Source organism: Sphingobacterium prati (assembly GCF_013167215.1).
Classification (GTDB): domain Bacteria; phylum Bacteroidota; class Bacteroidia; order Sphingobacteriales; family Sphingobacteriaceae; genus Sphingobacterium; species Sphingobacterium prati.
In genome coordinates, this window is sequence record NZ_JABJWY010000027.1 from 1 (window position 1) to 21,464 (window position 21,464).

The following is a 21,464-nucleotide window of genomic DNA, read 5'->3' on the forward strand; positions in this document are numbered from 1 at the left end:
TCCATAAGGATTTCCGTTCCGGTCATGAAACTTGCCACATTGTTATCTGAGAGATAAATAACAGCTTTAGCTACATCTTCCGCAGACCCCATTTTTTGTAGTGGGATTCCGCTGATTAACCATTCATTAAGACCTTCCAATGTTTTTTCGTCCAATCCTGCTTTGGTCATAATTTCCGTTTTTGTTGGTCCCGGACTTACCAAATTTACTCTGATTTTTCTTGGTGCTAATTCTGCAGCAGCGGTTTTTGCAATGGAATTTAATGCTGCTTTGCTTGCCTGGTAAATCGAACTATTGGGTTTAGAGGTTGTCGCGACGTTGGATGAAAGGAACACCACTGAAGCACCATCGTTCAACAGAGGAATAAATTTGCTTAAGGTAAAATAAGCTCCTCTGAAATTAATGCCTTACATTGTCGAAGTTTTCAGCACTCATAGTTTCGATCGAACCTAAAGTTCCGGTGATTCCGGCATTAATAAACAGAATATCAACTTTTCCGAATTGCTCTTCAACTTGGGTTTTGAAATTGTCGATGTCTTCCAATTTCCCTTGATCCGCCACAAAAGAAATAGCTCCCAACTCTTCAGCAGCCTTTTCAATGGCTTCTTTTCGTCTTCCGGTAATAATTACTTTTGCTCCTTCGGCGATTAACTCTTTTGCGGTTGCATATCCTATTCCGCTGTTTCCACCTGTTACGATGGCTAATTTATTATTGAACTTATTCATTTCTCTGATTTTTTCTACAAAGTTATAGGGGAAGTGGTATACTTTTGTTATCAGTATAACAGAGTATATCAGTATCATTGATTATATCATTTAACTTTGTAACCATGGAAAGAGATCAGACAGAAGAACTTAGAGCGTTGCAGGACACACTCTATTTCATTGGAGGAAAGTGGCGAATTCCTGTCATTAATTCGCTATGCAACGGTAACCGACGTTTTCGCGAAATTGAAAGAAGTATTCCCGGGATTACGACAAGAATGCTTTCAAAAGAACTGAAAGATATGGAGTTAAATAAGTTGGTTAAACGAACTGTTTATCCCGATATTCCTGTTTTAATTGAATATGAACCCACTGAATATTGCAGGACTTTCGGGAATATTATTTCGGAAATGATTATTTGGGGTAGAGAACATCGAAAAATGATTGTGGAGGATAAGGTTTAGAATCGTATTATTTGTGCTACAATTGTTCGGCTAAAAAGCCGCTGATGATAGTACATATGAAATGCTTACAAAGTTCTTTAAGGAAATAGGTCATCCTGTAAGGCCATGAATTAAACAGAGATTATTATTCCCTATACACAAAAGAACAATAACAATATGTATCATGGCCGTTGCGCTATTAAATACCCAGGATAGTTTTTTTGGTTTAACCTCACAGTCAAATGGATTTTTAGTTGAACTTTTGCTAATTGCTATTAAATGCGATTTGAAACTGGCTTTGCTATCTCATTTGGCGTCTTTCCAAATTCTTTCTTGAACGCGTAGGAAAAATGCGACAGGTCTTCAAAACCTACTTCGAGATAGACATCACTTGGTTTCTTGGATTGCTCGGCGATTTGAAAATAAGCTTCCTGCAATCTTTTCTTCTTGAGCCAGATGCCCGGGGTCGTTCCGAATATGCGTTGAAAATCCCGCTTGAAGGTCGATAGGCTCCTCCCCGTAAAAAATGCAAACTTTTCCAGGCTGATGTTAAACCTGAAATTTTTGTTCATGTATTCCTTTAAATTAATCCGATCAGGTAATGAGAAATTGAACAATATGTTAATCAGGTCAGGATTCGATTTCAATAGAATAATCAATAACTCCTCCCTCTTTACGTCTACAAAATCCGCACTGATCTCAAGATCACCGGTATAGTAAGGTTCCAGTGATATGATAAAATTCTGGATGAGCTTGTTTTCCGGTATAAAAATAAAGGAGTCACCGATGGTTGATGGCTGGATTTCATACACATGTCGTTCAAGAAATCGCTTCAGGAATGCCTCATCCAGGGTGATGATGATTTTTTCAAACGCATCATTGTCCTTGTATTTCGTATAACGTACCAAATGATTTTTCCGGGCGATACAATAGTCGCCCGGTGTCATTGTGTAGTTTTTCTCGCCGTCATAAGCCTTCATATCGCCCTTCAATAAGTATAGAAAATAGTTTTCCGGTATATAGTTCTCGGGAGAGATCTCCGGGCCAAGGTGACAGGATTGGATGTTGTTAACTTTCATGGTTTACCAAATATACTGATCCCTACAGATTAATTTTGCGGATTACTGAAATTGTAACTGTCCACACTTGCAAGTATCGCTTCCTCTCTGGTGCGGGGCTTCCAGCCCAGTGTTTCAACGGCTTTTTTATTGGACATCTGCGTATACTCTTCGACTGGAGTGGGCTGCATGGAAGCAATTTTTCCGGCCAATTTGGGCCGTTCTTTTTTGATCAGTTCGGATACGTCATAAAAAGACATCGCCCCTTCCGATGTTGCTAGAAATCGCTGTCCGGCAGCTTGGGGATGTAGCATCGCCTTGATATGGATATCAGCGATATCGCGTACGTCCACCACACCGAAGGTGAAGGGCGCATTTTCCGTGATCAGCCCATCAATAATTCCCTTGACCACCGTATCCAGGGAGGCCGAGGAAATGCCGCCGAGCATAGGGCCAAAAATTCCGACGGGATTGATGACCGTTAACTCCATAGCTGTGGCCGCATCCTCCATAAATTGCCATGCGGCTTTTTCTGCAATTGTTTTTGATTTTATATAAGCCTGTACCGGTGCGTTTTCATCGGTCCAGTCAAGTTCTGTAAAAACATGATTTCTGGGATCGATGCTATAACCGATTGCAGCAAAAGAGGATGTGAGCACCACGCGCTTAACTCCAGCCTTTTTCGCAGCTTTCAACGCTCTCAACGTACCTTCTTTTGCGGGGATAATCAGCTCATTTTCGTCTTTGGGCTGCTCAGCCACAAATGGGGAAGCAACATGAAGGACATAATCACAACCTTGTGCTGCTTCATCCCAACCATTATCGGAGAGCAGATCGGCCTCATAAAAAGACAGCTGATCAAAAGTGCTGATGCCACCTGCTGTAAGGGCATCCAAAATGTCGTTTTTACGGGAGAGCGTGCGCAGTGTTGTTCTTACGGTAAATCCTTTTTTGAGTAATTCAAGAATAATATTTACGCCCAAAAATCCGGTACCGCCGGTTACTAAAACTGTTTGATTTTTCATTTCAGATCAAGTATTAGAATTTATAAGTTAACTGTATCGTGTTTTCGGCATATTCCCAAAGTTTTCTGGCAAGCGCTTCATCGTTCATGGCTGCTGTATGATGGCCGGACAAGGCCGGATATCCCGCATATTCTTTCGGACCGTCCGGGCCGTAGAATTTACCGCCTTCAACGGATGGATCTGTTGCTGCAAATAGGCTTGGCAGTGCACCCTGCCCGGGCTCCATCACCTGATCAAATGCAGCAAACATACCTTCCAGATTTTCACCGGGGATATTCCGCTGTAAATCGGTTCGCGTGACGCCGGGATGCGCCGCCACAGAAATGGCCGATATACGGGCATTTTTGAATCTCTGGTCCAGCTCGTAGCTAAACAAGATATCTGCCAGCTTGCTTACGGCATATTCACGCCATTCATCATAGCTCTTTTCCAGTCTGAGGTTGTCAAAGTCAATGCTGTCCACCAAAGTAGCCGCCCCACTGGAAAGTGTCACTACTCGGGCATTGGCGGTCTGCTTAACGAGCGGCAGCAAATATCCTGTCAGCGCAAAATGCCCCATAAAGTTTACGCCGAACTGCATTTCAAAGCCGTCATCCGTTTTAGCAGCTGGAGGAACCATCACTCCGGCATTGTTGATGAGCATATCCAGTTTTGTATGCTTTTGCATAAAGTGATCTGCAAATTCCCGAATCAGGCCGATGTTTGCGAGGTCCAGCATTCCATAGTCCAATGTTCCCACCCCAGCCGTTTCGGACTGGATTTTTTGGATAGCATCTTTTCCTTTCTGGAAATCCCTTGCGGCAATGGTCACATGTGCACCTGCTTCATACAGCGCTTTTGCTGTTTCAAACCCTATACCGGTGTTTGATCCGGTGACGATTGCTATTTTCCCCGATAAATCAGGGATGTTATTTTTTGTCCACATAACCTTTAATTTTTTTACAAAGTTCGTCGAATTGCTGTTATGTCGTTTTGTTGTAGAGTTCAAATTTCCTTTGTTGTGGAGTTCACCTTTCCGTTATATTCCGAGGGTTTGCGATGTTGTACCAGAATTCGTTCCGCTCCAATACTTTTACCGGGCCTTGTCCGAATTTTTGGATGCCATGTTCTGACATGCCTGTGTCATTTAAGATTTTTTCGATAAAGGGAGCTTATGAAATACTTCTGGTCCATTTCCACAGCTCCCTATAAACGTATGTATTAATCTTCAATTTCCAGATGAGTACTCAAAGCAATGCGGTTCCAGCCATTGATGGTGACGATGAGCATGATGATCTGAGCGATCTGGCTTTCGGAGAAAATTTGGGATGCCTTGCTGTAGGTTTCTTCACTTAATCCATGTTGGTGGATAAGGGTTATTTCCTCTGTCATAGCCAGTATGATCTGCTCTTCCTCGGTGAAAAATTTGGCAGCCTCCCTCCAGGCACTCAACAAAAAGATACGCTCCGGTTTTTCACCGTTTTTGATGGCATCCTTGGTGTGCATGCTAATACAGTAAGCACAGTTGTTGATCTGTGATGCACGGATTTTGGCGAGTTCTTTAAGCGTTTGCGAGATCTCAATTTTTGACAGATAACCTTCCAATCCTAACATTGCTTTGAATGCCTGTGGTTCCGTTGTGCTGATGTTGATTCGTTTTTCCATTTTCTTATTTTTAAATTTGATATTACAAATTTGGAAAATGGAGTGCCGGAAAAACTTAAACGGGTTTAAGAAAAATTCTTTTTGCGGATTTCGCTGAGATACTCGGGTGTAAAACCCAGATAGGAAGCCACGAGATATTGAGGTACGCGCTGCAGAAATGCAGGTTGATTCTTGAGAAATTGACGGTATAGCTCTTCCCTGGAGTGCTCATAAAGCATCTTGACGCGCATCTGTGCAGCGGCATAAGCTTTCTGATACACCATGCGAAAATACTTTTCCATGACTGGGTGCTTTTCCAGTAGATCATCGAGGGCATGTTGGCGAATGACCAGGACTTCTGCCGGCAGTACAGCCTGGATGTAAAACTCTGTGGGCGTCTGATTTATATAAGAGAACGTCTCTGTCATCCACCAGTTTTCAATCGCGAATTCAGTCGTCTGCTGAACACCCTTTTCGTTGATAAAAAACTTTCGCAGAATTCCATCCAGTACAAAATAACTGGCTTTGCAGATCTGCCCTTCGGTCAATAAGTTTTCTTTCTTTTTAAGCGTCTGGGGCTCAAAATATCCAGTAATGTCGGCAAATTCATCATCGGAAACCTTTATAAATTTATCCAGGTGTTTTTTGAACTGTTCAAGCATTATTTTAAATCTGTTTCATCATTTTTAGTGCCATTAAGATAGTAAAAAATAAGTTATATAACCTTAACATACGTGGTCTGATTCTTTTAGTATATTTACTTGCCTGCCTACATTCAGGGCATTAAAAAATTAGGCATTACCTGTAACGAAGTTTATGTTGTGGATGGTCAAAAGCCTTTGGCCATTGGTTACAATAATTATACGGAAGTGTAAATATCCTATATTAGTTAAATTAAATACAAGAAAGAAAATGGGTCAATACTTTTGGATTGCCATACCTGCAGAGCTATTTTTTCAGTATTGCGGAGAAACGATGGAAAAACATCGTGCGCACGCCTATATTGAAACGATAAACCGCCGTTCAGGCAAGCGTAATTATGTGAAATATAGCAAGGAAAATCAGTCGGCGTTTTTGGAAAGCTTTTCATCATCGGATTATTATGGATTTTTTCTGTCCACCTATCCTTTTTCAGATCAGGAGGCTATCAGAAGTTCCGGTCTCTTCTACGATTCGCCTGTAGCCGAATATACAATCGCAGGAAGTGGTGGTTATGAAACTGATCGTACGAGAGAAATCATCCACCTGCGGCAGATCATGAAGCAAGCTGACAAATCCGCAAAAGCATTTTTTGCGGCCTTGCAACGCACCCTCAAAAAGATCCCCGATTTACGCGATACGTTAAGAAGTGGAAATAAAACCCATTTTTACCTGCCGACATCAAAAAGTATCATTCCACAAAACGCGCATAGCCGGCTTATAGAAATGCCCTGGGAAGAACATTGCATCAGCAAAGACCTGGTCTACCGGCAAGAATAATTCCTATTAAGTGTGGTACACCATGTTGACGAAACCGAATTTAAGGGTCTACAGCAGATGGGCTATATAGTTTTCCGTATTAATCTTAATGCAAAGTTGCTCCTAAATAGATATACCTTATGTTGTCAGAATGAGGATTATCCTAACCAAAACAAAGAAAAACGAACTACTGGTATTGTTATAAAATCACCTGCCCTTTTGAACAAAGTTAATTAGGACTTTTGAACAAAACAGCGCATGTTAATCCGTCCTAATTTTGTCTCAGTAATAACAATTAAACGTATTCAAAATGGAAAAGAATAATTATCAGGGAGTTCAACAACAGCCTATCGGTTCGGGCTTCAATGCAAAATCAACAGCCAATGATGTCATTCAAAACATCGATCTTACCGGAAAAATCGCTATTGTCACTGGCGGCAACACAGGAATTGGGTTGGAAACCACAAAAGTTCTCGCCGCAGCTGGAGCTACAGTAATCATACCTGCGCGCGATATTGAAAAGGCAAAGAAGAATCTGGAAGGAATTAGAAATGTCGAAATTGTCGCAATGGATTTAATGTCTCCCACATCTATTGATGCTTTCGCGGAAAATTTTATCGCGTCAGGAAGACCCTTACATTTATTGATCAACAATGCAGGTATTATGTGGGTACCACTTCGCAGAGATGCACGGGGTATAGAATCCCAGCTGGCGACCAACTATTTAGCTCTATTCCAGCTCAGTGCCAGATTATGGCCGTCACTAAAAAAAGCCAATGGAGCACGCGTGATTAATGTTTCTTCCCACGGTCATCATTTTGCGCCTTTTAATTTCGATGATCCCCATTTCCTCCACAGAGCATATGAAACGTTACAGGGGTATGGACAATCGAAGACCGCTGTCAATCTTTTTTCAATGGAACTGGATGTGCGGGGACAATCTTCCAATATCAGAAGCTATGCCATTCATCCAGGTTCTATTGGTGGAACTGAATTAGGCAGAGAAGCCCCATTGGAACTATTTCAAAAAATGGGTTTTGTGGATGCACAGGGTAACATGCTCCCCGAAGTTGCTGCATCGCTAAAGACGGTGCCACAAGGAGCCGCTACAACAGTATGGTGTGCTACAAGCCCTTTACTGGAGCATATTGGAGGGGTCTATTGTGAGGATGGGGACATTGCAGTACTATCATCAGATATGACCGACCAAAAAGGCGTACATCCTTATTCACTTGATGAAACCAATGCGAAGAAACTATGGAAACTGACAGAAGAGATGACGGGTATTCGCTTCAATCCGTAAATCAGCTTACTACTGGGGCAGGATCTGCATTTTGCCCCAATTTCGCAATGAACTTTTAAACAAAGTAAATGCTATTATTTCTTACCTTTATTTTATTAATTTCCCTTATAAAAAAGCAAAAATCATGGAATACCAAGCCCGATACATTACCGAAGATATAAAGCTTTCAAGCTTCGAAGACAAGTTTTTCAAATCAGATATCATGTTTGACCAGCATATGCTGGTCTGGTTTCTTTCCGGAGAAACCAAGATTGTACAGGCTGATGCTACCTATATATTTGGAAAAGGGGATATTTTTCTAATTCCCAGAAATCAGTTGGCGACTATTATTAATTATCCTAAAGAGGGTGAACCTCATAAAACTGTTGTCATGCATCTATCATTAGAAACTTTAACGGATTTCTATGCAGGCAAGAATATAATTCCCCAACCCAAAAATTCGCCGAAGATTTTTTGTTTCAATAATCACCCGCTCCTGGAAAGTTGCCTGGCATCACTTATCCCCTATTTCGACATGAAGGACATCCCTGTGGATATTGCCTCCATTAAAATTACCGAAGCCATCAGTATTCTCCGAACGCTGAACCAAGAGATCGATCATGTGCTTGCTAATTTTGAAGAGCCCGGAAAAATCAACCTTGTCGATTATATGGAAAAGAATTTTATGTTCAATCTTCCACTGGAAAAATTTGGTTACCTCACAGGCAGAAGTCTTACAACCTTTAAGCGGGACTTCAAAAAGGCTTTCACCATGACTCCACAACGCTGGTTAACCCATAAACGTTTGGAACTTGCCTATTATCAGCTTACAGAAAAGAAAAAAAAGCCCTTGGAAGTCTGTTATGAGGTCGGATTTGAAAATCTCTCCCATTTTTCATTTGCTTTCAAAAAGCAGTTTGGATTGGCTCCCAGTCGTTTGGTTGATCCCCTATCCTAGTTTCAGGCGTTCTTTCTGCAGGTCCAAAAGATACAATTGCCTACGAATAGGGTCTTCGTCTATATTGGGAATAATTACTTTCTGTCTCTGGCTAGATCAGCTCGTACTTGCTTTACAAAATCAAGCGAAACCCCAGCAACACGCGCGATAATATCGTCGGTAAGCTTAAGCTCATTAATCAAATTTTTCACTACAATATAGCTTTTCTCCTCAGCACCTCGTTCTATTCCCTTTTCTATTCCTTGCTTAATGCCAGTTTCGATACCTTGTTTAATACCAGTCTCAATTCCTTGTTCAATTCCTTGTTCAATACCTGTTTCGATACCTTTCTGAATAGCCTCGCTAAGCTGTTGCTCCTGATATTGGCGCACAGCTTCAGCATCCCATTTACGTTTTAGACTTACATCATACATTGCTCGTTCCTCCTTATTCAACTTTGCGTATTCCGCTATTTTAAATAATTTTTCAAATATAGTCTTCTTCAGATAGATCTATAAAACTGGCTCGCTCATAGATTCAATAATTGGTTGTTGCATGTAAATATCGCAAAAATAATTTAATAAAACTAATATTTTTAGTAAAAGTAAATATAACACTTTCCCTCCCTCAATATTCCGGCAAGGTTTAAACGTGACAAAAAAAATGGGCTTTCTTATTCAAAATCAGGCCAGTCATCCGTACGGAACGGTGATACCGGTAAGCCTTTGCTATTGAAAAGATTGGGTGTAGCGCTGTTGGTAAAACCAAAACGTACCGCCGTCGGTGCCTTTACCTGATCGGCAAAGACCAACAACCGCGATCCCTTTACTGTATGCTTGGCGGGATAAAATTTGCGGTCCTCGCCGGCAATGTACAGATCGATGATTTCTTTTCCACGGACAAGCAGCTTGCCGTCCAGGCCGGCAAAGGAAAGGATAATCTTGTCACCTTCGATTGTATAGTCCTGCAAGGTCGGTGATTTATAATCCACCAAGGGCCGTGCATAGACCTCGGCCAGGGCCAGATCCGCGAGCCGCGAGGCTACTGCTTTTTTTCTTGTCGGATGGATATTCTTTAGGTCATCGACAAGATCAGTGGTGACCACCATCCCCGACCGCGGCAGTTTTCGGGCGGTCCTTGCCTGCTGCTCACGGAGCAATGCCGCATTAGGCTTTTTATATTGCGTGTAAACAAAGGGGGCAATCTGTACAAAATAAAAAGGGAATTGGTATCCCCAGGCCTCGCGCCAGGCACCCACCATGGTCTGAATCAGTTGATCATACCCGGCATATGATACGGTATTATCCTCCCCCTGATACCAGAGGGAACCGGCTATCGTATAGCCCGCCAATGGAGCCAGCATACCGTTCCAGAGTACCCCCGGCTGATGGGGTTTGCGGGGCGCCAGCTTCTGTAGTGCCGCATAATGCGTGAGTTGCTCATTAGCTAAGATCTTCTCCTTTGGTGTCCAGAATTCTGCGGCAGTGCCACCCCAGCTGGCATTGATGATACCCACCGGGACATCGAGTTCGCGCGATAGTTTTTCCGCAAAGAAATAGCCGATTGCCGAAAAGTCCCTGACGGTCTCCGGCCGTGATGTTTGCCAGCTGTCAAAGATATTGTGCTGCGGGGTTTGGGCAGCGATATTACTGACCTGTAACAAGCGGATATTCGGATTGCTGCTGCCTGGGAGGATATCCAGGATCTCCTGCAGCTTATTGGCGCCGGACCATTGCATGTTGGACTGGCCCGAACAAAGCCAGACTTCGCCGATCATGATATCCTTAAGTTCCAGCTCCTGCTGCGGAGTGACCAGTTTAATGCTGTGCGGCCCACCTGCTTTCGGGGTTTCCAGCTGCGTGCGCCAGGTCGCGTCACCGCTGACCACCACTGATAGGGTATCTTTGGACCAGGATGGAATCAGTTTGACCTGCTGTCCGGCTTTGGCCCAACCCCAGATATTCACCATAGACTGCCGTTGTAGCACCATATGATCCGAGAAGAATGCCGGCAGCCGTAAATTTTGCGCATGTGCCTGGCATAGTATTAGGCAACAGGCGATTATAAGTCCTACTTTCTTTTTCATCTTCTTTTTTGTTTATGCGCCAGCCTGGCGCAATTAGTCCGTCGCTATTTCTGGCCAAGTCCCGTTTATTTTCGTTTTCCTTGGGATAGGTCTTTTTGCCGGATCTTATTGTATCGTATCATTTTTAACTTTCACCAACAGCAGTGCCAGTGCAGCCAGCAGCAGCCCGATTGCTACGACCTGATAGGTTATTGCCAGGCTTACATTGGCATCTTTCAGGGCACCCCCGACATACACCATCAGTCCGCCGACAATGGTGCTCAAAAAATTCAGGAAGCCATAGGCCGTGGCGCTGTAGCGGCTGTCGGCCACCTGCCGCAAGAGCGGCATCAGGTTGGCATCATTGAAACCGCGTGCCAGTCCGAAAATAAGCATCGCAAGGATTGCCCAGGCAAAAACATTAGTCCAGGCCATAAAAAACAAAAAGGGGGCACCCAGCACAAAGCCCAGGACGATCACATACAGCCGGGCGCGTTTATTCCGGCGCTGCCAGCGATCCGCTAACAGGCCTCCCACAATGACACCGGCAAAAGACCCGATCTGCATATAACCCGTGGCCGAAATACCGGCCTGGCCAAGATCCAGGCTGAACTGTTCCTTCAGGAACGTCGGAAGCCAGCCGTTGATCAACCAGTTTGCCATGCCCAGCACCGCAAAATAGACCATAATGACATAAAAGGAAGGCAGGCGAAATAAGTTATGCAGGATGGCTTTGAGCTGCACCTTCCCTACCTGCTCCGGTAGCGGTTCGTTCGGAGCGGTGGGAACAGTCCGGTCGCGCAAGGTATAAACCAGTAGCAGTGCGTACACAACACCAAAAAGGCCGAAGACGTGAAATCCCTCGCGCCAGCCCCAATATTCGGCGATATATCCCCCCAGACCGCCCATGGCCATTCCAGTATACAGTCCGCACATATGCAGCCCCGTAGCCAGGGAACGTGTACGGCCGCTATGGTAATCGCTGATCAGTGCCAGGGCGGCAGGAATATAGCAAGCCTCACTGACACCCATCAACACCCTTGTCAGTAACAACTCGGGAAAGGAACGCGCATAACCTGTCCAAAGCGTAACAGCAGACCAGACGAATACCGAGAAAAGAATCACTTTCTTGCGGGAGTAGCGATCAGCCATATAGCCGCCAAAGGGACTCACAATGCCATAACACCATAAAAAGACGGCGGTGAGCAAGCCGAACTGTGCATCGTTCAACTTAAATTCACTGAGAATCGGATCCCGCATCGAAGTCATCAGCAGGCGGTCAAAATAGTTTAAAAAGGCGACCACCCACAGCAAGATGACGATCAGCCAAGCATAACGTTTTGTTGTCGTGTTTATCATTATTTTGGGTTTATTCAAGTTTTGTTAACCGCGATACGCTAGTACATTCTTAAGCGTGATACGCTACTAACGTATTAAGCGAGCTACTTTAGTACATTAAGGTTTAAAACGGGCCGTTAATATCCGGTTGGTCCGCACACCGGGCCGCACTTCACCCATTGGGATAACGATTTTATCATCCGATTGTACCAGACCCGTCGTCACCGGGGGTAATACTGCTATTGCCAGACGCTCCGCTCGACCGCTGTTGTTGCGGAAAGGAAGCTGACCGGCATCCACCCATGTGCGCAGCTGGATATCATATGCCAGGATCCGATCCGAGAAGCCGGGATGCCCCACAGGGCTTGCCGCAGCCAATGTGCCGTCATCACCGCCGAAAATTAGGAGCTGTCCCAATTTGACGTCAAAGGCGGCGGGACTGGGTGCCGCCGCGACAGCATGACTAAGGGCCGGCAGCTGCTGCCAAGTTCCATCTGCCGTTAGCAGATAGGCATCTTTCAGATACTTCCGTTTGCCATTGATCAGTGTTACACCCGACAGCACAATTAGCTCCCCATCGGCATTTCCGGCCACGGCAAGCATGCGGCCTTGACCGGGGATGGCGGTCAACACCGTCCAGCCTTTTTCGGGGTGATCCAGGTCCAGTCGCCAGCAGTTATTGTTTGCCGTCAAGGCATCGGGGCTATTTATGCCACCCAGGATATACCAATAATTTTGGATCCGGACCGAGGCACAGTTGGCAATTGGAGCCGGAAGATCCGGCAGACCGGTGAACCTGCCGCTATCTGCCGAAACCTCCAGGCGATAGGTGGTCTGTAGATGCCCCGACTGATCGCTGCCACCAGCAATATAGATACAGTCCAGATACGAAGCATAGGCGCCGTAGCCCATCGCCTGAGGTAAACGAAACGAAGCCGCATGTGAGGATCCGTCTTCCTCGATCACAAAAATTCGGTCCGACCAGACCTTCTGGCCACCCTTCCAGGGCGGAATTCCCGAAGGAAAGTTGGCCCCGCCCAAGGCGTACACGCGACCCCCTGCCTGGCCGACATAGGCACCGGCATAACCCATCGGATCAGCGACCTGCCCGCTTGTGTCCCAGACCATCCGATCGCTCAGCACCTGTGCTATTCCATCTCGATATCCCATAAATAATAAAGAAAATAAAAGAAGTTTACTGATATAAGGCCACATGATCCAAGAATTTCGACTGTTCCAATTCGGCCAGCAGCAGCTGTTCATTGACTTCATCCAACAGCGTCAATGGTAGCCGCGGCTGCCCCAGATCTAATCCAATTTTTTTCATAATAGCGCGCTGCACCGGGATAGGCCCATATTTTACCAGCAGCTGCACCATCTGCACGGCTTCAAAGTGTAAATTTCGGGCGCCTTCGTGATCACCTGCGTTAAAACGGCGGATTACCTCCAGATACAGCGGAGCAGCGTAATTGTAGGTACTGCCAATGGCGCCAGTGGCTCCCACCGCCAGTGCCGGCAACAGCAGTTCATCGTAGCCAAACAGGATATCGTATTTGCCCTCCTTGTATTGTAGGCAGGCCTGGTATTCGTGCAAGGTCGCCGCCGTATATTTGACTCCCTGAAAGGTCGGAATTTTCTCTTCCGCCAGGGCAAGAAAGCGGAGCATATCGATCTGTAGCCCCGTGACAGCCGGAATATGGTAATAGTAGAATGGCGTATGAGGGGCCGCGGCCGCAATGGCGGCCATGGCGTCGACCAGATTTTCTACGGATGAAGGCTTAAAATAAAACGCCGAGACTGCTGAAATATAATCCGCACCGATGCTTTCGGCATGCGCTGCAAGGCGCTTGGCTTCGGCAATGGAGCTATGCCCCACATGGACAAAAGAAAGGATCCGGCCGTCAATGGCCTTGATATAACGTTCGGCGACTGCCATGCGTTCCGCCGTCGAAAGGCTCGGTCCCTCACCATTGGTCCCGCAGATAAATATCCCCCGCAGCCCCTGGCTGACAAGGTGCTCCGTCATGGCCGGAATAGCGTCCAGGTCAATATTTCCGGTAGGATCATAGTTGGCAAATGCCGCGGCGATCAAGCCTTTTATTTTATGTTTTTTTTCCATTATTTTTTGCAATAGTTGCGGTTATAACAATTCTTTTACTGGTATCTGCTGAAAGATCAGATCTGCCTGGCTACTTTCATAGAGCACGCCAAGCGTATGCTCGTCCACCGAAGTGATGCAGGAATAACCCCGACCCTTGCCTTCGTCAAGCAAAACCTTGGGCTGCCAGGAGTCGCCATTATCCTTACTGGTTTTTAAGGTAATATGTGAACGGACAAATTTTGAATCGGGATTGCAGAATACCAGCAGCGAACTGCTGTCCTTTCCGGACTGATAGACATGCCTGTGGATACTGGCCATGCAGGTCGGTTCAATCAGCGCTTTATGCGAACTGGGGTGTTCGGTCCAGGTTTCACCCAGGTCCTTCGTTACGGCAATTGCGCGGCCATTGTCATCCCCCTTGTGGGTAGCATTGTAGTTTGACCGCATATTTAACATGATCTCTCCATTACCCAGTTGGACGGCCATGCATTCCGTTGTGGATTCTGCCAGGGCCGGATTGGATGTTTTCCAGGTTGTACCACCGTCTTTGCTGTAGGTGATATTGGAAAAAGCTTTGCCGGTATGGTCGCGTCCTTGGCTCGGCATTAGCAACGTGCCGTCCTGCAGGGTAATGCCATGGCCAGGTGCAGGTGCCCAGAGCCACCAGTCCGCCTGTTTTAAATGAGTCAGGTTAACTGGTTTGGACCATGTGCGGCCATTGTCTTCGCTTTTCACCAGTAGAAACTGAGATGTCTGTTTGAGATCAAAGCCAGGCTGTGAGCCTTTGTTTTTCCATTGATGGTTATGGATTTCGCGGCCATCTTTGATCCCGGGATACCAGGTGCCCGTTTCATCCAGCACACCATACATCCAGAGTCCGGCAATATAGATTGTTCCCGTTCGCTCGTCGAGCAGGATATTTGCATCCGAAACGCCGTTGAATTTTTGTGGCAGGCCACCATAGACACCCATATCGATCGCGGTCTCCATCGGCAGCCAGCTGCGGCCACCATCTAGGCTGCGCGATACGCCGATATCGATGTCGCCTTGCAGGTCCCGGCCCAGCTCCCTGCGGGCATCGTATACCGCGACCAGACTGCCGTCTTTGGCCGTAATTATTCCCGGGATACGGGCTGTATGCACAGCTCGAGCACCCTGACGGTGAACAGCGATTGCAGGTCTATAGTTGCTGAATTTGCCCGAAAGCAGCGATTTAGATGCCAAGCCCGCGAGTGAAACACCAGTTATGGCCACTTGAAAAGTTCGGTTCAACTGTTTAAAAGGACGTACTTTGGCCGTCACCCAAAGGTAGTTGACGCCCTTCTCCAGGGTTAGCGGAATTTCAATTTTTCCTGTTTTTCCTTTCCATTTCTGAGCGATCAGCAGCTGCTTTGCGCCGGGTTTTCCGTTTTCAATAAGCGTCGAGTCCGTGCCGGCAAACCAGCAGCTCAGGCTATCGATTTGCTCCGCACCCAGTGCATCGACCCTGATCCTAAGTTCCGCATCGACACGTTGCTGTTTGTCTGCCACAAATTCCAGCCGTTTGAGGACATTTATCGGTTGATCTGCCAATACAGGCAAGGTATAATGCCGTTCGGCAATCTTTACCTGGGCTACAGAGGTCGCTGTCAGTAAACTGAAAAGGGCGAGCAAGCTGTAGTGTATTTTGGTTATCATTATCATCTTTTAGGTACTTATGTACTACATTATAGTATAAAAAAATATTGGGAAGCGGCTAGCGTTCCCCAAGAAATTCAAGGTGTGGGCGCAAATGTTCCTGCATGGCCTTTGAAAACGCATCGCGGTCACCGGTTTTGAGTATCTGCACCAGATCGCTGTGAGAGACCTCAGATTTGATGCTATGGTGGCTTTTGTTCAACACAAAACCAAAGATCGGCATCAGCATCGTCTGGAAACGTTTCAGGGTAGTATTGCCAGTAATTTCATACAGCTTACCGTGAAATGCAATTTCCTGACTAATTCTGAACTCTTCAGCGTCGGCATTTTTGTCCTTTTTCACAATGCGTTCCAGTTCGGCGATATCTTTATCCGTCTTGCGCAGGTACAGCAGGTCAGCCATCCCCAGTTCCAGGAGCAGGCGCAGTTCAAAAATGTCCTTCATCGTATTTTCGTCCATCAGCTGCGGATTCAGTACCCGTTCAAAGGAACCCAGGATATCCGGTGCGGACAGCACCATGCCGCGTTTCTTTTTGGTTTCGATCAGGCCCAGCATGCGCAGGCGGCTCAGGGCTTCCCGCAGTACATTGCGGCTCACATCGAGCGCCTCCGCGAGTTCCAGTTCTGTTGGGAGGGTATCCCCTGCTTTTAATTTCTTGCTGGAAAGATATTCTCTTATGCGTATTTCGACTATATCAGCGCGGGTACTGGTCGCTATTGGGGTAAGGTCATTGATCATATTATAAGCAAATAAATCATTTATTATGTTCTACAAATTAACAAAAAAAGAATAGCAATCCAAGCGCCCTAATTGTAGCCCTCGGTCTGTTTAATATTGGGATTCGTGTTGATCGAGCTATCGTGAACCGGCCATAACAGGATGTTTGTTTTGGACTGTTGATTTTTTAGGCTCTCGACTTCATTAAACACCACGCCGAGACGGATCAGGTCCCACCAGAGTTTACCTTCGGCCACGAATTCCCGTTTCCGTTCACTGAGTATGGCGGTATTGATGTCATTGGTCGGAAGTCCGGCTGCATAAAAATTATCCGTTCCATACGCCCGTTTTGCGATCTTGTTCAACTGCTGGATGGCAGTCTGCCCGTTCCCCAGTGCATTTTCGATTTCGGCACTGAACAGAAGGGCATCCGCATACCGGTAGACAATTAGGTCAGCATCAAAGATACGGGTGGCATTCTCCCATTTCCCAGCATATTTATTGATCCATTGGAAAGTCAGGTTTTTACCTTTGTCGAAAGCCGTATCAAAACTGACCTTTGCGCGGGTGTCGGCCGTATTTTCCGTCAAAAATGCCTTGTAACTGTTCGTCAGAAATATCCACTGCTGATGTGAACCCACTTTAATGGGATTTTCAACCAGGCCAGGCGAAACATATTGGATAGGCACCAGAAAATCCGCGGGATAGCCACCCGTAAATTCATCCTGTGTCAGGCGCCAGCAAAAGATCACTTCGGGATTCAATTCCGTAGCAAAGATATCCGGGAATTTCTGCATCAGGGCGTGCTTTCCCGTTAACACCTTATCCACGCACTGTTTCGCCATATTCAGTGCCGCTGCGCCACCATTCTGCCGTTTGGCCATCCAGAGGTAATAGTCTGTTTTGAGTAAACGGATTGCATCCAGATTACCATACTGTGCTTTTGTGGCGGTAGCCGGCATCAGTTCCTCCGCCCGATCGAGATCCTCTTTGACCAATTGGAAAACTGCCTGTACAGGCTGACGTGATGGATAAAGATCCTCCTGATTGGGTGATTCAAAACCGGCGGTCAGCACCGGTGCATCGCCCCAGATGCGGGCGATCCAATAATAACAGAACGCACGGATAAAATACGCCTGCGCGAGGTATTCATTCTTTTTTTCCACCGTGGAAAAACTGATTTCCGGCAGATGTTTCAAGATCAGGTTGCAGTCGTTAATGGTGGTATATAAATTATTCCAGTTTGCATGGGCATGTGTACTGTTCAGCTGGTTTAAGAATGCCGTGCTGTAGGTTGCATTGGTTTCAAGTCCGGCGCCCCAATAGCCTGTGCGGTATTCGCCCCAGAAGATATAAGCCGTGGCAAAGGTACTGCGCATACGCACGTAGGCACCTGTTACGGCTGCCTGAGCATCGCTCTCATCCTTCCACATGGAGTTGGCATTGATTGCAGCTTTCAGATCGGCATCCAGTTTATCCGAACAAGCGGTTCCGGATAAGAGGCCCAGGAATAATATTGATCCGTATAAAATTCTTTTTGTCTTCATTTTCGTTTCTTTTATAAGGTTAACTTAGCACCGATCGCGATTTTACGGATGGCCGGATAGTTATAATAATCGTTACCATAGGTTGTTCCGGCACCGACTTCAGGTGAGATACCCGTTCCCCGCAGCGCGGAAAAATAAAAGAGGTTCTGACCGGAAACCGAAAGCTGCATGGAGCGGATCCCGATGCGTTTGCTCCAGGTATCGGGCAGCTGATACAGGAAAGATACCTCCCGTAGACAGAGGTAGTCCCCTTTGTAATTGAATACATCTGAAGTTCGGGAGAAATTGCTGTTCCCGGTATCCGGGTCATTGGCGGTAAAGCGGGCATATTTCGACTGATCGCCCGGATTTTTCCAGGTCTGGTTGACCTCATCCACCAGGGTGTAGTTGTTGGCAAAGGTATTCATGAAATAGCGCATATAAGCCGTATGATTGATGGAATGGCCCAGTGCCCAATCGACAAAAATATTAAGTCCGAATGAGCCATAGCTAAAGTTATTGGCCAGTCCGCCGGTGGTATGCGGTACGCTGACCCCCAGTTCATATTGATCCTTACTGCTGATGACTCCGTCGCCGTCGCGGTCCTGCCATTCGTAGTCACCGGCCATTTTGCGCCCTTTGATGTTCTTCTTGTCCGTGGGGCTCCAGCCACGTGCCGACTCATCGTAACGGGCGGCAGCGGCCTCTTCGGGTGTCTGCAGAATATGGTCCACCTTGTAGCCGAAATAGCGGTACAGCGATTCACCCTCAGCGGTCCCGCCAAAGGCTGTGCCGTCCGCCAGCTGGATCCCGCCAATACGGTTTTTATCGCGGCCATTGTCCGGAAGCTGCAGTACCCTATTTTTAACAAAACTTAAGGTCAGCTTGCTGTCCCAGCGAAATTTGCCGGAACGCATATTCTCACTGCCGATTTCAATATCAAAACCCCGGAAGCGCACCTTACCGACATTGGTTTGCACCGTTGAAAAGCCCGAGGTATTGGGCAGCTGTACGCTAAAAAGCAGGTTTTTGGTGATCTTATTGAAATAGTCCGCCTGGATATTGATCCGGTTGTTGAACAGGGCCAGGTCAAAGCCAAAGTCAAACTGCGTTGAGGTCTCCCAGGTCAGGTCGCGGTTGGGCATGGTTGCGGCATAGATCCCCGCGGCACCGTCGTACCGGATATCGGTGCTGTATTTTCCCAGCGCATCATAGAGGCCGATGGAATTATTTCCCGTCTGGCCATAACTGGTACGGAATTTTAAGTAGTTCACCGTCTGCTGATCGCGCAGAAAAGGTTCCTGTGTCACGACCCAGCCTGCCGAGACACCCGGAAAAAATCCCCAGCGGTTTTCCTTGGCAAAGAGCGAGGAGCCGTCGTACCGGAAGGTTCCCATCAATAAGTACTTTTGTTTGTAGGCATAGTTGACACGGCCGAAATAGCCGATCAGAACCTGTTGCCAGATATCCTCTTCGGCACCCGTTTTATTCGGTCCGGCCGACAGTGTGGGCACCTTGTCCGAACTCGCACCATTGACGGTCGCGTTAAAGGAATTAAAATCCGTCTGTTGATAAGAGTAGCCGCCCAGCAGGGATAAGGTATGGTCTGTATTCCAGTTGGCATCGTATTTCAGTAAGGCATCCACTTTGGTACGATCCAGCTGGGACTGACTCGCCCTGGTCGTCCGCAATCCCGAAAATTCATGCGCTTTTTCAAAATAATGGTAGTTGACCAGATCCGAATAGTTGGATACCTGCACCTGCGCTTTTAGGCCGTCGATAATGGCATAGTCCAAGCCACCGATCAGCGATAAACGCCGGTCTTTGGTATCATAATCCCGTGTATAATCCCACCAGAGCGGATTTGGTGAGGTCGCATTATAACCCGGTGTCGGGCGGCCATTGTCGAAGTACATCTTTTGCGTTGCCGGAGTGGCCAGCCCTCGGGCAATCACGTTCGTCTGATTGTCAAACTCCTGCGAATTGGTCAGGGAATAATCAAAGGCCGTGTTGAGTGACAGCTTTTTCGAAATGGTCACATCCCCCTTACCCCGTGCAGAGAAGCGGTTGTACCCTGTACCCAGTGCTACACCCGCATCGTCCGTATAGCCGGCGCTAGCGGCATATCGGACAAGCTGGCTCCCCCCGTTGACACCAACGTAATAATTCTGCCAGCCCACATTCCGGAAGAGCAGGTCCTGGTAGTTGTTGTCCTGGAAGATCAGCGTTTTGCTTGGATCCAAGGGATCCGGCATACTTTGATAGCCGGCAGGAACAGCCTCACCTGCTTGGAGATAGCGCGTGGAGTAGATCGAGCTGGCATCATTGCCCGAACTGGCGGAGTAACCCGAACTCGTATTATAATTGGGATTGGGGCTTAAGGCAACAGCGGGCCGCACGAGCTGGATATAATCACGGGCGCTCATCATATTTAGTTTAGATTCCGGCTGCTGAAAAGCATAAGTAGCATCAAAGGTGATGGTCGCCTGTTCAGCTGTTTTCCCTTTTTTTGTGGTTATCAGCACCACCCCATTTGATGCCCGAGAACCGTAAATCGCGGTTGAGGCCGCATCTTTCAGCACCTCAATGGACTCCACGTCATTGGGATTGACCCCTGAAAAGGAACGTTCGACACCATCTACCAGGATCAAGGGATCGTTGGTTTTATTGATGGACGATCCGCCGCGGATCCGAAAGACCGGGTCCGCTCCGGGACTATTGTTTGACTGATACACCCGGGCACCAGCCACTTTTCCTTTTAGTCCCTCACCGACGGTGCTGACCGGAACATTTTCCAGCGCCTTGCCATCCACTTTACTGATGGCTGTTGTCAGTGTGCGACGGGATTGCGTGCCATAGCCGACCACCACGACCTCGTCCAGGCTTCTGTTCGTTGCGCTAAGTTCCACTGTCAGCGGCGCCGTCGAGGTCACCTGTCTGTCCAATGGCTGATAGCCTACCGAACGGAACTGCAACGTATCCGGTAGCTGCTGTACATCCAGCCGGAACTTTCCGTTGGCGTCCGTCTGCGTCTGGCTGCCCGAGCGGCGGCCTGACACCGTAATGGATTGTAAAGGTTTTCCCTGTTGATCCCGGACCGTCCCTTCGATATGCTGCTGGGCATATAAGGATGATACAAGGATTATTTGGGTCCCTACAAATAAGCTAGCTTTTTTGCTTGTCCAAATCATAATTTATATTTTATAAGTGTAGAAAACTTATGCAAATGAGCGCTTCCTCGCAGACGCTCGCTAAACGATGACCTATCCTAAATCAGTGTAGTACAGCACAATATCTAGTAGTTATTAAGGCATATGATCGGTCAAATCATCCAGCTATTGGTTATTATTTTTATGTTTATTAGTTGTTATGTCCTACATAAAATTAGGAAGAAAAATGAATAAAACAAAATTTATTTTACTGTTCAGGAATAATTTGCTTTCAATTGTCAATGTACTTTCAGGGCTCAGCTGAGTAAAGAAGCCACTTCGTGCACAATGCCCATATA

At 46.7% G+C, this 21,464-nt stretch carries 20 protein-coding genes; 4 read left to right on the top strand and 16 right to left on the bottom strand.

Annotated features, from left to right (window positions below; genetic code table 11):
- Together HPC41_RS25560 and HPC41_RS25565 are read right to left on the bottom strand one after the other, a co-directional pair.
- Nucleotides 1–356, bottom strand: a 356-nt coding sequence (locus tag HPC41_RS25560; RefSeq protein WP_281358797.1) for an SDR family oxidoreductase, incomplete at its 3' end; no start/stop codon positions are given.
- A gap of 43 nt (nt 357–399) precedes the next feature.
- Nucleotides 400–726: an SDR family NAD(P)-dependent oxidoreductase gene (locus tag HPC41_RS25565; RefSeq protein WP_216660701.1), complete on the bottom strand. Its 327-nt coding sequence runs from the start codon at nt 724–726 to the stop codon at nt 400–402.
- Nucleotides 727–830: 104 nt separating this feature from the next.
- Here HPC41_RS25565 and HPC41_RS07825 point away from each other — a divergent pair, with 104 nt between their 5' ends.
- Nucleotides 831–1,169, top strand: a complete 339-nt coding sequence (locus HPC41_RS07825) for a winged helix-turn-helix transcriptional regulator (RefSeq protein WP_121123283.1) — start codon at nt 831–833, stop codon at nt 1,167–1,169.
- A gap of 254 nt (nt 1,170–1,423) precedes the next feature.
- Here the strand turns inward: HPC41_RS07825 and HPC41_RS07830 are convergent, their stop codons facing one another.
- The 5 genes from HPC41_RS07830 to HPC41_RS07850 all read right to left on the bottom strand — a co-directional run bounded on the left by HPC41_RS07830 (nt 1,424) and on the right by HPC41_RS07850 (nt 5,516).
- Nucleotides 1,424–2,227 carry a helix-turn-helix domain-containing protein gene (locus HPC41_RS07830; RefSeq protein ID WP_172393488.1) on the bottom strand — a complete coding sequence of 268 codons (804 nt, stop codon included), beginning with the start codon at nt 2,225–2,227 and terminating at the stop codon, nt 1,424–1,426.
- 29 nt (nt 2,228–2,256) lie between these two features.
- Nucleotides 2,257–3,231, bottom strand: coding sequence for an SDR family oxidoreductase (locus HPC41_RS07835; RefSeq protein WP_172393489.1), 975 nt, complete (start codon nt 3,229–3,231; stop codon nt 2,257–2,259).
- A 13-nt stretch (nt 3,232–3,244) separates the two neighbouring features.
- Nucleotides 3,245–4,156, bottom strand: a complete 912-nt coding sequence (locus tag HPC41_RS07840) for an oxidoreductase (protein WP_172393490.1) — start codon at nt 4,154–4,156, stop codon at nt 3,245–3,247.
- Nucleotides 4,157–4,431: 275 nt separating this feature from the next.
- On the bottom strand, nt 4,432–4,875 hold the full coding sequence (locus HPC41_RS07845; protein ID WP_172393491.1) for a carboxymuconolactone decarboxylase family protein: 444 nt from the start codon (nt 4,873–4,875) through the stop codon (nt 4,432–4,434).
- Nucleotides 4,876–4,940: 65 nt separating this feature from the next.
- Entirely contained in the window at nt 4,941–5,516 is a 576-nt protein-coding gene (locus HPC41_RS07850; RefSeq protein ID WP_172393492.1) for a Crp/Fnr family transcriptional regulator, read from the bottom strand.
- Between the two features lie 250 nt (nt 5,517–5,766).
- Between HPC41_RS07850 and HPC41_RS07855 the strand changes: the two genes are divergently transcribed.
- From HPC41_RS07855 to HPC41_RS07865, 3 genes are all read left to right on the top strand, one after another.
- The gene (locus HPC41_RS07855) at nt 5,767–6,333 is read left to right on the top strand and encodes a hypothetical protein (RefSeq protein ID WP_172393493.1); all 567 of its coding nucleotides are present in this window, start codon (nt 5,767–5,769) and stop codon (nt 6,331–6,333) included.
- Nucleotides 6,334–6,622: 289 nt separating this feature from the next.
- Nucleotides 6,623–7,615 carry an SDR family NAD(P)-dependent oxidoreductase gene (locus HPC41_RS07860; RefSeq protein ID WP_172393494.1) on the top strand — a complete coding sequence of 331 codons (993 nt, stop codon included), beginning with the start codon at nt 6,623–6,625 and terminating at the stop codon, nt 7,613–7,615.
- A 124-nt stretch (nt 7,616–7,739) separates the two neighbouring features.
- Nucleotides 7,740–8,552 carry a helix-turn-helix domain-containing protein gene (locus HPC41_RS07865; RefSeq protein WP_172393495.1) on the top strand — a complete coding sequence of 271 codons (813 nt, stop codon included), beginning with the start codon at nt 7,740–7,742 and terminating at the stop codon, nt 8,550–8,552.
- Nucleotides 8,553–8,626: 74 nt separating this feature from the next.
- Here the strand turns inward: HPC41_RS07865 and HPC41_RS07870 are convergent, their stop codons facing one another.
- The 9 genes from HPC41_RS07870 to HPC41_RS07910 form a co-directional block, all read right to left on the bottom strand.
- The gene (locus HPC41_RS07870) at nt 8,627–8,986 is read right to left on the bottom strand and encodes a FliH/SctL family protein (protein WP_172393496.1); all 360 of its coding nucleotides are present in this window, start codon (nt 8,984–8,986) and stop codon (nt 8,627–8,629) included.
- 218 nt (nt 8,987–9,204) lie between these two features.
- Nucleotides 9,205–10,617, bottom strand: coding sequence for a sialate O-acetylesterase (locus HPC41_RS07875; protein WP_246250476.1), 1,413 nt, complete (start codon nt 10,615–10,617; stop codon nt 9,205–9,207).
- Nucleotides 10,618–10,722: 105 nt separating this feature from the next.
- Nucleotides 10,723–11,955: an MFS transporter gene (locus HPC41_RS07880; protein WP_172393497.1), complete on the bottom strand. Its 1,233-nt coding sequence runs from the start codon at nt 11,953–11,955 to the stop codon at nt 10,723–10,725.
- Nucleotides 11,956–12,051: 96 nt separating this feature from the next.
- The gene (locus HPC41_RS07885; protein ID WP_172393498.1) at nt 12,052–13,149 is read right to left on the bottom strand and encodes a galactose oxidase; all 1,098 of its coding nucleotides are present in this window, start codon (nt 13,147–13,149) and stop codon (nt 12,052–12,054) included.
- Nucleotides 13,130–14,053 carry a dihydrodipicolinate synthase family protein gene (locus HPC41_RS07890; RefSeq protein ID WP_172393499.1) on the bottom strand — a complete coding sequence of 308 codons (924 nt, stop codon included), beginning with the start codon at nt 14,051–14,053 and terminating at the stop codon, nt 13,130–13,132. Before HPC41_RS07890 ends, HPC41_RS07885 begins: the two co-directional genes overlap by 20 nt.
- A gap of 21 nt (nt 14,054–14,074) precedes the next feature.
- Nucleotides 14,075–15,718 (bottom strand): sialidase family protein, encoded by a 1,644-nt coding sequence (locus HPC41_RS07895; protein WP_216660702.1) that lies wholly within the window; start codon nt 15,716–15,718, stop codon nt 14,075–14,077.
- Between the two features lie 52 nt (nt 15,719–15,770).
- Nucleotides 15,771–16,451 carry a FadR/GntR family transcriptional regulator gene (locus tag HPC41_RS07900; RefSeq protein ID WP_172393500.1) on the bottom strand — a complete coding sequence of 227 codons (681 nt, stop codon included), beginning with the start codon at nt 16,449–16,451 and terminating at the stop codon, nt 15,771–15,773.
- 68 nt (nt 16,452–16,519) lie between these two features.
- A complete protein-coding gene (locus tag HPC41_RS07905) occupies nt 16,520–17,977 on the bottom strand; it encodes a RagB/SusD family nutrient uptake outer membrane protein (protein WP_172393501.1) in 1,458 nt (485 codons plus the stop codon).
- A gap of 11 nt (nt 17,978–17,988) precedes the next feature.
- Nucleotides 17,989–21,147 (bottom strand): SusC/RagA family TonB-linked outer membrane protein, encoded by a 3,159-nt coding sequence (locus HPC41_RS07910; RefSeq protein ID WP_172393502.1) that lies wholly within the window; start codon nt 21,145–21,147, stop codon nt 17,989–17,991.
- Between the last annotated feature and the right edge of the window lie 317 nt (nt 21,148–21,464).